General features: G+C 52.6%; 13 protein-coding genes. 7 read left to right on the top strand and 6 right to left on the bottom strand.

Annotation, left to right across the window (positions count from 1 at the left end):
- Positions 1–85 precede the first annotated feature (85 nt).
- From HPY86_05295 to HPY86_05275, 5 genes are all read left to right on the top strand, one after another.
- Positions 86–928, top strand: a complete 843-nt coding sequence (locus tag HPY86_05295) for a hypothetical protein (GenBank protein NPV14330.1) — start codon at positions 86–88, stop codon at positions 926–928.
- Positions 929–986: 58 nt separating this feature from the next.
- Positions 987–1,154, top strand: a complete 168-nt coding sequence (locus HPY86_05290) for a hypothetical protein (GenBank protein ID NPV14329.1) — start codon at positions 987–989, stop codon at positions 1,152–1,154.
- Between the two features lie 68 nt (positions 1,155–1,222).
- Positions 1,223–1,669: a thiamine-phosphate pyrophosphorylase gene (locus tag HPY86_05285; GenBank protein ID NPV14328.1), complete on the top strand. Its 447-nt coding sequence runs from the start codon at positions 1,223–1,225 to the stop codon at positions 1,667–1,669.
- 53 nt (positions 1,670–1,722) lie between these two features.
- Positions 1,723–2,769, top strand: coding sequence for a recombinase RecA (recA, locus tag HPY86_05280; protein ID NPV14327.1), 1,047 nt, complete (start codon positions 1,723–1,725; stop codon positions 2,767–2,769).
- Entirely contained in the window at positions 2,732–3,352 is a 621-nt protein-coding gene (locus HPY86_05275; GenBank protein NPV14326.1) for a hypothetical protein, read from the top strand. Before recA ends, HPY86_05275 begins: the two co-directional genes overlap by 38 nt.
- Positions 3,353–3,370: 18 nt before the next feature.
- Here the strand turns inward: HPY86_05275 and HPY86_05270 are convergent, their stop codons facing one another.
- Positions 3,371–5,836 (bottom strand): TonB-dependent receptor, encoded by a 2,466-nt coding sequence (locus HPY86_05270; GenBank protein ID NPV14325.1) that lies wholly within the window; start codon positions 5,834–5,836, stop codon positions 3,371–3,373.
- Positions 5,837–5,882: 46 nt separating this feature from the next.
- Between HPY86_05270 and HPY86_05265 the strand changes: the two genes are divergently transcribed.
- Both HPY86_05265 and HPY86_05260 read left to right on the top strand, forming a co-directional pair.
- Positions 5,883–6,110 carry a hypothetical protein gene (locus HPY86_05265; GenBank protein NPV14324.1) on the top strand — a complete coding sequence of 76 codons (228 nt, stop codon included), beginning with the start codon at positions 5,883–5,885 and terminating at the stop codon, positions 6,108–6,110.
- 37 nt (positions 6,111–6,147) lie between these two features.
- Positions 6,148–6,651, top strand: coding sequence for a ferritin family protein (locus HPY86_05260; GenBank protein NPV14323.1), 504 nt, complete (start codon positions 6,148–6,150; stop codon positions 6,649–6,651).
- Here the strand turns inward: HPY86_05260 and HPY86_05255 are convergent.
- Genes HPY86_05255 through pruA form a run of 5 tightly spaced genes read right to left on the bottom strand, consistent with a single transcriptional unit; the run spans position 6,648 to position 13,441 of the window.
- A complete protein-coding gene (locus tag HPY86_05255; protein NPV14322.1) occupies positions 6,648–7,241 on the bottom strand; it encodes a hypothetical protein in 594 nt (197 codons plus the stop codon). The genes HPY86_05260 and HPY86_05255 overlap by 4 nt on opposite strands.
- Before the next feature lie 3 nt (positions 7,242–7,244).
- Complete coding sequence (locus HPY86_05250) at positions 7,245–8,957, bottom strand: phenylalanine--tRNA ligase subunit beta (GenBank protein ID NPV14321.1); 1,713 nt, start codon at positions 8,955–8,957, stop codon at positions 7,245–7,247.
- Complete coding sequence (locus HPY86_05245) at positions 8,948–10,504, bottom strand: phenylalanine--tRNA ligase subunit alpha (GenBank protein ID NPV14320.1); 1,557 nt, start codon at positions 10,502–10,504, stop codon at positions 8,948–8,950. The genes HPY86_05250 and HPY86_05245 overlap by 10 nt, the downstream gene beginning before the upstream one ends.
- Positions 10,501–11,850, bottom strand: a complete 1,350-nt coding sequence (locus HPY86_05240) for a GTPase (protein ID NPV14319.1) — start codon at positions 11,848–11,850, stop codon at positions 10,501–10,503. Before HPY86_05240 ends, HPY86_05245 begins: the two co-directional genes overlap by 4 nt.
- A gap of 46 nt (positions 11,851–11,896) precedes the next feature.
- Entirely contained in the window at positions 11,897–13,441 is a 1,545-nt protein-coding gene (pruA, locus tag HPY86_05235) for an L-glutamate gamma-semialdehyde dehydrogenase (protein ID NPV14318.1), read from the bottom strand.
- Position 13,442 lies beyond the last annotated feature (1 nt).

Here is a 13,442-nt window from a genome sequence, read left to right as displayed (position 1 = left end):
ACACGAACCGTTCGGTGTCAAATTGCAGAGGTTGACCACCGATTCAATCAAGGGTATAGTGTTGGCGAAAACAAAAGGAGGAAAAATGAAACTGATAAAGCCGGCTGTTCTTGTCCTGTTTTTTTTGACCGCTGAGGTTCAGGCAACGCCCCTTATCATTCGTACCGGTGCGGTCAACAAACCTTTCCAGGTCCTTGCCTGGACAACCCTGACCTATTATCAGAACAACCAGAAATACTCCTGGGAAACTAACAAATTTAACAAAGTTGACACGAGCCTTGATGTTTTGTCTGCAGACCTTCTTGCCAGTGTTGGTCTGCCCTTCAAAATTGAACTGGGTGGGGTTGTGCCGATTTTAAGTAAAAAGCATGGCGACCTGTCTAACAGCGGTATCGGTGATGTGCTCGTAGTCGCCCGCTACGGCTTTTTGCAGTTTCCACTCCTGCCGGTCAAAGGCGCCCTGTCCCTTGGTGCTTCGCTGCCCACCGGCGACAAGGACGCATTACCCGATCTCTGTCTCGGTGACGGCTCAACCGACTTCGGTGCTGCACTCGCCTTCAACACCACCAAACTGCTGTTTATCGTTGCCCATTTGCGCGGCGCCTACTGGCTCAACGGCAAATCGAACGACTCGACCAAACTGGGCAATATGTTTGAGTATATGGCTGGACTGGACTTTCCGGTCATCCCGAAACTCACCCCTCAGGTCGCGCTTACCGGCTACGCGCAGGACCCCAAAAAGGTCAACGGCACACCGATTACCAATAGCGAATTGAGTCGTAATAATTTAACCTTCCTCCTTATGTACCAGCCGCTGCCCCTGCTCACGGTCCGGCCCAAGTTCAGCCTGCCCCTGAAATCAATGTCAAAAGGTGGCGGTATCGCCGACTATTACCTCGGGCTTGACATCTGGGCAACACTGCCTTAAAGAGTATCTTTGACAACCGGCAACCGGTGGGTAAAATTAATTTATAAAGGAGGACATTATGGGTCACAAAAAAGATGAGGTACTCTACTGTACCGAGTGCGGTCTTGAAGTTACCGTGTCCAAACCGTGCGGCTGTGGCGACGACTGCGTAATTCTCTGCTGCGACAAGCCGATGAAGAAAAAGGGTGAGGACAAACCGTACCGTTCCTGCTGCTGCGGCGGTTAGTTCAAAGCCATTTAACGGCACTGTGCCCGGCGTTGAATGCGCCGGGCATTTTCTTATAATCTAAACTGATGCCAAAACGGGCAATTGAACTTTCGCCAGCGGTCGGCAGGATTGTTGATGCCAATCTCAACCGGCTCAGCGAAGGGCTAAAGGTCATTGAAGACATCACTCGCCTGACATTAAACGCGCCCGCGCTCCTGAACCGTATCCGGCAGTTACGCATCAGGCTGGGCAGGGAGTTCTCAAACCTGCGCCGTTCGGTTGTACTGTTCCGCAACAGCAAACAGGACCCGGGCAGAAACGACCGGTTTGACCGCCTGAAACGGAAAAACCTTGCCGATGTCCTATTTGCCAACTTCAAGCGCACCGAAGAGGCGGCACGGGTACTGGAGGAGGTAATGAAAATTGACAAACCCGATTACGCGCGAAAGATAAAAAGAATACGCTTTGCCCTATACGACCTGGAAAAGGCAGCGTTACGGGCAGCAAATAAAATTAACCTTGACTTGCCATAGGGTATCTTTATACTGGACAAAACAGCAGATGAAATTAAACCACCGGAGGCTTTATGGCAAAAGAAGAAAAGGTTAAAGCGCTGAGCAGTGCGCTTGGTCAGATTGAAAAACAGTTTGGCAAAGGAGCGGTGATGCGTCTGGGCGAAGAAGGCGCGGTCATCGACATTGATGTTATCCCCACCGGCTCGCTGGCGATGGATATGGTCTTAGGTGTGGGCGGCGTTCCCAAAGGTCGCATCGTTGAGATTTTTGGTCCGGAATCTTCCGGTAAAACAACCCTTGCCCTTGAAATCATCGCCCAGTGTCAGAAATTGGGTGGCACCGCCGCCTTCATTGATGCCGAGCATGCGCTCGACCCAAAATATGCCGAAAAACTGGGTGTTAACCTCAAAGACCTTCTCGTCTCCCAGCCCGATTCGGGCGAACAGGCGCTGGAAATTGCTGAACTCCTCACCCGCTCTGGTGGACTGGACCTGTTTGTCATCGACTCCGTTGCCGCACTCGTGCCCCGTGCCGAAATTGAAGGCGAGATGGGCGACGCCTTTGTTGGTGTCCAGGCACGGTTGATGTCCCAGGCGTTACGCAAACTGGCGGGTGTCATCCACAAATCCCGAACCTGTGCCATCTTTACAAACCAGATTCGCCACAAGATTGGCGTGATGTTTGGCAATCCCGAAACCACACCGGGTGGTCTGGCGTTGAAGTTTTACTCAACAATCCGGCTTGATGTCCGGCGTATCGCCGCACTCAAAAAGGGTGAACAGGTGATTGGCTCCCGCACCAAGGTCCGGGTCGTGAAAAACAAAATTGCCCCGCCCTTCCGCGAGGCGGAATTTGACATCATCTACGGTGAAGGCATCTCCCGGGAAGGTGAACTGATTGACATCGGCGTTGAGCAGGGTGTCATCGACAAATCCGGTGCCTGGTTTACATATGGCAACACCAAGTTAGGTCAAGGCAGAGATGCGGCGGTTGAATTTCTCAAAAGCCATAAAGATGTTGCCGCCAAAGTCGAAGCCGCCCTGCGGGACAAACTAAAACTCGGCCGTCCGAAGTCCAGGGATGAAGATAACCGGGCTCAAGCCCCAAAGAAGAAGTAAAAAAAGGGTCTCGGTATTCGTTGACGGCGAATTTGCCTTCTCCCTTGACCGGGAAACAGTAAAGCAGTTCCGGCTCAAAGAAGGGGCACGGGTTGATACCCAACTCCTTGAAGATGCCATTCTCACCGAACAACTCCGCAAATGCCGGGAGTACGCCCTGCTTCTGCTCTCCTATCGGGCAAGGTCCGAAAAAGAACTCCGGGAAAGGATGGAAAAGAAAGGCTGGACTCCGGCGGTAATTGAAGCGGTTCTTAAAAACTTTAAGGAAACCGGGCTGGTGGATGACGAAAAACTGGCGCAACGCTATGTCCAGGACCGTATCACCGTCGGGCATAAAGGCAAGTGGCGAATCAAGCAGGAACTAACCCGAATTGGAATAGCAAAAGAACTGATCAACCGCGCCCTTGCCACAGCACCGGATGAAACTGCGGCAGCAAAGATGGTGTTGGAGCACTTCCTGCCTCGTTATCAGAAACTTGACCCGTTGACAAAAAAGCGGCGCCTTGCTGGACTCCTTGCCCGCCGTGGTTTTTCTCCGGAAACGATTAACCGGCTCCTCAACGAATTGAATTTTCCCGGTTGAAACCGGTGACCGGTGCGCTCAGTACTCGTCGTAAGGACGGACAAAGTCATCATCTCCATTATTGTTGTTCTGCTGCCGTCTTTCCGGTTTGTAGTTGTTGAAGTTCCAGGTTAAGCCGAACCAGACCGTTGGTCCCCGCCGGCTAAACCGGTAATAGGAGTAGAAGTTCTCCCCCTGATTCTTGCTTTCGTGGAACGACTGGGCAAAGAGGTCACGCACCGAGAGCGTCAACAGAAGTTGCCGATTGAACAGCGCCTGACGCAACCCGGCACTGGTCCAGATACGTCCCGCCTCGGTTCCTTGCGCCGTCGCGCTCGGGCTTTCGTAATGAACCGAGAACTGAAGACGGGTCATTGTGGGCAGGGTTAAATCGGTAGTTATCCCGCCCTCCCAGTTAAAGCCCTGGGTATTGCGCGCTTCAGGTAACTCAGTTTTAAGCCGATAGTTGTACACATCTCCGGTTAAACTGATGTTTAAAAAGGAGAATGGCACCAGATCAATGTTGAACTCGGAACCGAGCGCATACTCGGTGCCGATATTTTCCACCGTGTTGAGCATCACCGAACCCTGCCAGACCCGCTGGAACCGGTCAATCACATTGTGGGTCACCCGATAATAACCGTCAAGAGAGATGCGCTGTTTCCCAAAAGGCAATACCAGCCCCGCTTCATATGAGTCAATAAATTCGGGCAAAAGATTAGGGTTGCCGGTACGCACATTGTTGGCATCCATCCAGGTTGTTTCCGGTGTCAAATCCCAGCCCCGGGGGCGGTCAATCCTCCGGGTATAACTCGCCATCACCTGCTGTTCTAACGGAAAACTGTACGAGAGGTGAGCACTGGGGAAAAAGTCCCAGCGGTTTACTGGCACCATCGTTGCTGTGTCAATGGTTATACTTCTGCCCGTAAATTCGGTGCGCAGGCCCAGCATCGCACCCAGGGCGTGCCAGTTAAAGGTGTAACTGGAGTAAAGCGCCTGGGCATCGTCTATCTGCTTTGTCATGTGGCTGTACTGCGCCAGTGACTCATAACCTCCCAGTACCGGGTTGAACTGCGCAAATCCGGTACTCTGGCTCATCCGGCGCAAACGCGCCTCGTAACCGGCTTCCAGCCGGTCCTTTTCCCGCAACGGCAAACTGTAATCCAGTTTCAGGTCTAAACGGTTGCCCTGGCGGTCATCGGTTGTCCTCTTGCCACTGAAAACGCTGTCGCCAATACGGTTTTCGGTCTGGTCCGAGCCATCGCGCCAGTTACCGCTGTAATTCAACCTAAAAGTCGCCTTGTGGTCCTTTTCCCCAAAGCTGTGGCTTGCCTCTAAATAAGCCGACACCTGAGGGTGCTTATCGGTCGAAGATGTTACACCCTGGTACTTACTGGTGTCGTTCGAACTTGACTTCCACTCCCGGTAATCTGCCTCCTGGGAGCGAGTTCCGCCCATTCCTCCCAGCCGGGTGCCAAGGCTTAAGTAATTGTTAGCATTCGGTTGGAGATCAGCACCAAGCCGAACACCGTAAAACTGGCGGTTAAAGTTCATCGTGCCTGAGGAATTGCTGTAGTAGGTGGTGTCTGCCCTTTTTACCCAGCGCTCAACAACCCTCTCGCCCGGGAAGTTCATCTGGTTAAAATTGGGACCAAGATAAAATGTGGCGATGCCCTGGCGCAGGGTGAGAAGCAAATTACCGCCGTAACTGGAATTGGTACCAGCATTCAGATTCAAAACCCCGCTGAGTCCCTTAGCGCGTTGTTTTTTCAAAATCACATTGATAATCCCTGCCTTGCCTTCCGGGTCATACTTTACCGAAGGGTTGGTGACAATCTCAATCCGGTCAATTGTTCCCGCTGGAATCTGCTGAAGCGCCTCACTGCCTTCAATCGGTGAAGGCTTGCCATCAATCAACACCGTGAAACTGGAAAGCCCGCGCAGGGTCACATTCCCTTCGATATCAACCTTCACCGCCGGCGCCTTTTCCAGGGCATCAACCGCTGTTCCCGACTGCAGCGCCGGGTCCTGCGCCACATTGATAATCTTCTTATCAATCTTGTATTCAATTCTTGGCTTCTCGGCTGTTACCTCAGCACCGGGCATTGAAATTACCGCTGGCTCAATCGTCAACCGCCCCAGGTCCAGTTTACCGTCGGGCGCAAGGCGGATGTTTTCCAACCGCCGGGTCTTGTACCCGATAAACGAAACCTCAAGGTAGAAGTTGCCCGGCGGTAGTTCGCGCAACACGAACCTACCCTGAGCATCGGTAACTGTGCCCGTAACCACACGATTGGTGTCAACACTGGCGCTCCGCCGCAGGGTTGTGTCCCGCATCCGGTACAGCACCACATTAGCGTACTCAACCGGTGTTGCCTGTTCGGCATCAACCACCTGACCGGTAATCACACCGGTTCTCGGTAAAGAACTCAGTGCACCGCGCTGCTGGGCAAGGCACACCACCGCACCAGCACAAACAATTAAGGTTGTCAGAATTCTTTTCATACTATATAATTAGACATTATAACTACAATTATCCTGCGGGGCAATGATGAAACCGTTACCGCCGGAAAGCGACGAAGAAAGAGCCCAGAAAATCCTTGAGGCGCTGAAAAAATTCGAACCGAACCAAAGCCGGAAATACCCCGGTATCAACCTAATCTGGCTTGTTACCGTCATTTTACTCCTTGCCATCGTCATCGTATTTTTGACTAACCTTCCCCGCTTCAAAATGCTCTATCTGCTCCTCACCCAACCGGACTCACTCCTCAGGCAATAGTTGATTGGGGTAGCGAACTCCACTATTATTAAACTGTATGACCAATGAGGAACTCCTTGCCGGTTTAAAAGAGGCGATGCTCACCGAAATGGCGGGCATTGAGTTTTACACCACCGCTGCGGAAAAGACCGCTGATGTCCAGGGCAGAGAAGTTTTTGCCCTGCTCGCCGATGAAGAGCGAAAACACCTTGACTACCTGAAACGCCAGTATGGCCACCTGATGAAAAACTCCCGATTTGAACCATTAAGTGAAACTTCGCGTATCAACCCGGAGCAGGCGAGCCCGATATTTTCTCCGGAACTTACCTCCCGGCTGAACACCGCGCACTGGGAAATGACCGCGCTCGCCGTGGGTCTGGCTCTGGAGCAGGCTTCAATCCAGCGCTACCGTAATCTCGCATCCGCTACTACGACCCCTGAAGTACAAAATTTCTTCACGGTCCTTGCCCGCTGGGAAGAAACTCATGCCGCGGCACTGCAAAAGCAGTTAAGTCAGTTGCGGGAATCTTACTGGGAAGATGCCCGGTTTGCACCCTTTTAACGGTTCTTGGGCGCCCGGGAAAACTTGGAAATCAGGTTGTTGATTTCCCGCTGCTGTTGGGCAATCTCTTTTTCCAGCTCCTGCCGGCGTTGCGGATTTATCGACCCGGTCATCTCAAATATCTTACGCTGAAAAGTGCTTAATTCCCGGTCAATCTGCGCCATCAGGTCCCGTTGTTCGGGCGTCGGGCTTTCACCAAGAACCTGACTTTTGACCGTCTCGTAGCGTTTCTTCAACCGCTCCAGCTGCTCCTTTGCCCGGGTCACCTCTTCATCATCGGTTCTCAATCTAATCGTATCCGGTGCCGAATCACCCACCATACTGCTGATTGGCGCCGGTGTGCTGGACCGCTTCGCCCCAACCTTTTGCACTGATTTGGTTTTGCTCTTCTGGAATGCAGCTTTTTGACCGCTTAGGTGCACCACCCAAAAACCTATTAGCCCGATAACAACCAGTGCCGCTCCGAAAATCACAATCCGGATATCAAATGTTTTTTGCCGGCGAAAACGTTTTACCCTTAACTTTTCGCCACAGGCAAAACAGGTCTCCTGACCGGGTCTTACCGGTTCACCGCAATGAGGACAACGCATAACCTACCGTTTTCCCGTATCTCGTTCTTTCTGTAAACCCTCAACATCAATCTCCGCCATAACCAGCGGCACCGTTAACCCGAACCGCTCCAGCACCTCAGGATGTATCTCACCTAAAATCCCAACCCGTTTGCCGCTAGAAGTCTGCAGCACCGCACACCTTCCGGGAATAAAAGGCATCTCATCAGCCGGTGCAAATGAGACCGTAAAGTCCAGTTCCCGATTCAGCGCCTCAATCACCGCCTTGATGTCGGCAAAACTGGCTTTCGCATCCGCAATCCCTACCGCCAGATGGCGCTGGCTAATCGCTCCGGTCTCGGCTCCTGTCTCAACCTGAAAAACATCACCTACCTCAAAAATCTGCTGGGGTAAAGGCTGAGTGGTGTTGATGCTGAAGGTCTCAAGTAATCCGGAAAAAAGATGCCGGCGCAAAATCGTCTGTTCCACCGTTGCCGGATTTTCCAGCTGGACAGTCAAGCCGTCGTCTTTAAGGTTCAGTTTTGTGAAATGGGCTTCCGGACTGGTCAGTGCCAGTGTCATCGTTTCAATGAACCCCAGTCCGGTAAGCACCCGTCGGCACAACTGGCTAAACTCCTCAATCGGCAGGGGCTGGCTGGATGTGATTGTTGGTATCAACTTTCGGGGCAGACGGTGATACCCATAGGCGATTGCCACATCCTCAACAATATCCCAGGGGTGAAGTACATCTGCCCGATAAGACGGGATGAGAACCTCAAGCGCCTCAGGCTGGACATTCTCTTTAACAACCTCGTAGCGCATCCGGTGTAAAAGTTCTTTAAGTTCATCGGCGTTTAGTGAAATACCGATAACCGCGGCCGCATCATCAGGGTTAATCGTCATCCGCTCTGGACTCATATCTGGTGTAACATCAACCCTGCCATCCGGATAAACGATTCGTACCGTCTGCACCTCTCCGCCCAGGTCAGCGAACGCCGCTGCCACCACCGCCAGGCACTTCTTCACCGCCCACTCATCTGGACCGGTGATATCCACAAAAAGCGCCCGACTGTTTTCGGTCACCCGGGTCTCATCACTGTTGATTATCGGTGGCATCGAAAGCACTTTGCCGTTGCGGTCGGTCAGCAGCGGATAAACCTGATACCCGGCTAAAAGGTGCCGGTAAGTTCTGCCCTTGGGATGAAATTCCAGAATCTCGGCTGGTGTCAACGGCACCATACCCTTTGACTCCACCCCACCGAGCGGTACAAATCTCACACCATCTGGTGCTACGGGCTGATAGACAAAATCGGGCGCGACCGTGCTCAGGTCATAAATGCCAATCGATGCTCGGCGCCGGTCTCTACCTAAACCCCAGTGCAGATTTTCCTGCAACTCCATCAATACCGCAACCTGCTCCTCATCGAGTTTGACATTTTTAATCACCGCCGCAACAATGAATCGCCGCACATCCTCCAGACCCTTTTTCACCTGAACCATGATACCGGAAGAACCAAACGAATAGTGCTTCAGTCCGGTCTCAATACCAAGATAGCCTCTCAGGCACCTTGCCAGACCACACACATCAAACATATCCGGTCTTGCTGGTAGCAAGTTGAGTTTTAATGTACCGCTCACCGGGTCAAACCCTTCAACATCGCACCCCAGCTCACCTAAGAGCCGAATAATCTCCTCACTGGTAAGCATCTTTCCAGTAAGACGGCAAAGTAACCCGAGCGGAACTGCAACTACCGGCACAGTTTTGCCTCCCGGAGCCAGTTAATATCCGCCCAGTATAGATGGCGGATATCCTGAACCCCAAAGCGCATCATTGCCAGCCGTTCCAGCCCCAAGCCCCAGGCAAGAACCCTTGACCGGCACCGCAATGGTTTGACCACCTCCTGCCGAAATACCCCCGCACCTCCCATCTCAACCCAACCCAGACTGCCAAGGTTGGCAAACACCTCCACGCTCGGTTCCGTGTAAGGAAAGTAAGAGGGCCGGAAACGTACTTCGTGAGCGCCCATCTTCCGGTAGAACTCGGCCAGGGTCCCAAACAGTGTCACCAGGGATGCGTGCTCATCTATAATAATACCATCCAGCTGGGTAAACTCAGGCAGGTGGGTTGCGTCAATATTCTCCCGACGGAAAACCTTGCCAATGCAGAACACCTTACGGGGCGGATTGGGATTTTCTGCCAGCGCCCGAATTGTCGCCGCGGTCGTGTGGGTACGCAAAAGCAGCCGTTTTGCCTGTTCCTGGTCCCAGTGATAGCGCCAGCCCCGTGAGCCTGTATCACCGCCCATTTCGTGAACCTCAGCAACCCGTTGCACCAGTTCTGCTGCGGGCAGCGAACCCTTTGCCGGCTGGGCGAGATAAAATGTGTCCTGCATCTCCCGGGCGGGATGGTCTTGCGGCTGGAACAGCGCATCAAAATCCCAGAACGCGACTTCTACAACCGGCGAGGCAACCTCCTCAAACCCCAGTTCAAAAAACGCCCGGCGTGCCTCCTGAATTATCCGCTGTAAAGGGTGCTCCTTGCCCGGATAGCGGGGTTTTGTCCCGAGGGTAACATCATAGCGTCGGAAACTGACCTCACGCCATTTGCCGGTGGCAAGCAGGTCTGGAGTCAACTGAGTTATCTCTGGCACGCTTTTCTCAACCGCCTGAACCGACTCCACGCCCTTTATGGTAAGCACCACCCGGCGCATAACGCGTCGTTTAATTCTCACCACCCCTTCGCGGCCCTTAAGAAGGTTTACCGCCGCACCAACATCTACCCCGGGTAATTTCTCTCGCAACTCACTCACCAGTAGTACCGGTTTTCCTTTTAACTGCTGCACGACAATCTCATCCGGTTCGAATTTTCCGCGCAACGCCTCCTGCCCTTTGGCGCTGATACGCAACTCATTAGCATTTCGCTCGCACCATCCTTTGCGCATCAGGAACTTAACTTCGGAACGCACATCCGGCTTGTTCAGAAGATTCGGAAGTTGGGTTAAGGAAACCACTTCATCTTCCGATTTAATCTCCCGGGCGATAATCTCCAGCGCCTTGCGCTCGGGCAGTTTTTCTTCCCATTCGGGTCCCCGCGCCAGTTCTTGGTCCTCCTCTTCTTCAACCTGCACCAACCCTTTTTGTGATAGACTCACCGCCGCTGCAGTTACCAGCGACTGGTCCAGACCCAGACTTTTGACCAGTTCCGCAATTGTTACCGGCTTTTGCGCCGTGCTGCTCAGCGCCTTGAGCAACGCAACCTCTTCGGGCCGGAACTGCTCACCACTCATTGCTTTTTCTCGGTTCACACCTGAATATTCAACTGCCGAAGCCGTTCGGTAATCAATCTCTCAAGGTCAGGCTGAGACTTTTCCTGCAACCGATACCGAACCCGAACAATCGGTTTATTGGTCTTCAAAAGCCGGCTCAGGTCAATCGGTGTTCCGCTTATGACCAAATCGCATGGGGCACGGTTTACCGCCTCTTCCAGTTCTCGCAACTGTTCAACTGAATAGCCCATCGCCGGTAGAACCCGGTCAAGATGGGTACTCCTCTTCAACTCCTCAGCCAGACTGCCCCGGGCATAAGGCTTCGGGTCGATAATCTCCTTTGCTCCAAGCCGTTCCGCCGCAATCCTGCCCGCACCGTAGGGCATCTCGCCGTGCGTCACCGTCGGTCCATCCTCAATTACCAGAACCCGCTTATGCCTGATTCGGTCCGGGTCCTCAACCATCAACGGCGAATCGGCATCGACGATTACCGCTCGCGCGTTGCGCGTTCGAATGAACTCCTTTAAGCGGGCGATCGTTTCCGGTTTTGCCGAATCTTCTTTGTTGATAACAACCACATCCGCCATCAACAGGTTGACCTCACCGGGATGGTATATCACCGTATGGTCGGCACGCAAGGGGTCGGTTAGCACAATCAAAAGGTCCGGCACATAAAAGGAAATCTCGTTGTTACCACCATCCCAGACAACAACATCCGCCTCAGCCTCGGCATGCTTCAAAATCTCCTGATAGTCGCAACCGGCATAAATCACCATCCCCTGCTCAATGTAAGGCTCATACTCCTCACGCTCCTCAATCGTTACACCAGCACGGTCCAAGTCCTCGTAACTGGCAAACCGCTGCCAGACCTGTTTTTCCAGTTCACCGTAGGGCATTGGCTCCCGTATCGCCACAACCCGCAACCCCATCTTCTTCAAAATCTCATAAACCCGGCGCGAAGTTTGCGATTTACCGCAGCCGGTGCGCACCGCGCAAACCGCAATCACCGGCTTTGTTGCCCGAATCTGCAGCACCCGGGGCGGCAAAAGCAAAAACTGAGCACCCGCGGCTAACGCCTCAGAAGCCCGATGCATCACAAACTCGTGCTTGACATCAGAGTAGGCAAAAACCACCTGGTCAACCTCAAATTTTTTAATCAACTCCGGCAGCTCCCGCTCATAGTATGTTGGAATCCCCTGAGGATAAAGTTTTCCCGCAAGAACCGGCGGGTAGGTCCGCAACTTGCCAACCGTGCCCAAATTCTGCTCTGCCGCCATCGTAAAACCCACCACCTCAAACTCCTCGCGGTCCCGGAAGAACATATTGAAAACATGGTAATCCATCCCGGCAGCACCCATTATTATTACCCGCGTTCGTTTAGCCATTGTTACTCCTTTTCATTTTACAGGTTAACCGCATAATCTTTTACCCTTAAAACCGTTCGGTCATTGACTTCGCCTGGAGGAAAAGCAGTAGATAATCCCTGCCGCCGGCTTTCGAGTCTGTACCCGACATATTAAAGCCGCCAAACGGCTGCACATCAACCAAGGCACCGGTGCACTTTCGGTTGAAGTAAAGGTTCCCAACATGGAACTCCCGCTTCGCCCGCAAAATCTTTTCCCGGTTGCGAGTGTAGAGGGCGCCGGTTAAGCCGTATTCGGTGGAGTTGGCAATGTCCAGCGCATCGGCAAAGTTGCGTGCCTTAATTACCGCCAGAACCGGTCCAAATATCTCCTCCTGGGCAATCCGGGCAGAACGCTTAACATCGGAAAAAACTGTTGGCTGGATAAAATACCCATCGTGGTCATCACCTTTACCACCACAGACCAGTTTGCCTTCCTTTTTACCCAGAGCGATATATTCCATAATCTTCTGGAACGCACCTTGATTTATCACGGGACCCATCCAGTTCTCGGGCTGCTCAACCGGGCCAACTTTAATTTTCTTTATCCGCGGTATTAGCATATCCAGAAACTCGTCGTGGATTTTGGCATCGAGAATCAGCCTTGAGCAGGCTGAGCATTTCTGCCCCTGATAACCAAAAGCCGAGACCACGACACCTTCAACCGCACTGTTCAGGTCCGCCTCAGAGTCCACGATGATGCAGTCCTTACCACCCATCTCTGCTACCACCCGCTTTATCCATATCTGACCGGGAACAATTTTGCCTGCCGCTTCAACAATCCTTAACCCTACATCTTTTGAACCGGTAAAGGAGATAAAACGGGTTTTCGGATGTTCCACAAGGTAATTTCCTACTGTGGAGCCAGGACCGGTAACAAAGTTTACAACCCCGGCTGGTAGGCCGGCTTCTTCCAGGCACTCCATAAACAAAGCGGCAATCAGCGGCGCATCCGACGCCGGCTTCAAAATCACCGTATTGCCACTAACTGCCGCTGCGGTTGTCATCCCTGCCATAATCGCACAGGGGAAATTCCAGGGCGGAATAACCACACCCACACCAAGCGGAATGTAGCGTACCTCCTGAATTTCACCCGGATAAGGTGTCACGCCACAGGGCGCATCATACCTTATCGCCTCACGGCTGTAAAACTCGAGGAAATCAATCGCTTCAGCAAAATCGGCATCCGCCTCCAGCCAGTTCTTGCCTACTTCAAGAACCATTGCCGCATCAAACTCAAACCGGCGCTGTCGCATTATCCTTGCTGCCCGCAAGAAGATGGAAGCCCGCTCAATCGCTGGCACAAATCGCCACTCCTCAAACGCCTGCCACGCTGCTTTGAGCGCCGCTTCACCCTCTTTTATTGTTGCCTGTTGAAAAGTCCCAACCGGACTCTTATCTGAAGGATTGAAGGATTGAAACTTCTCCTTTGTCTTCAACCGTTTGCCGCCGATAATTATCTCGTACTCAGCATCTGACTTTTCTTTCAGTGCCTTAATCGCCTTTTGCATCTTTTCAACATTCTCCGGCACCGAAAAATCAAGATAGGGTTCATTCTTAAACTCTGGTAACATA

The sequence above is a fragment of the candidate division WOR-3 bacterium genome, assembly GCA_013177935.1.
Lineage (GTDB): Bacteria > Hydrothermota > Tepidihabitantia > Tepidihabitantales > Tepidihabitantaceae > Tepidihabitans.
This window is presented reverse-complemented; position numbering and strand designations above follow the sequence as displayed.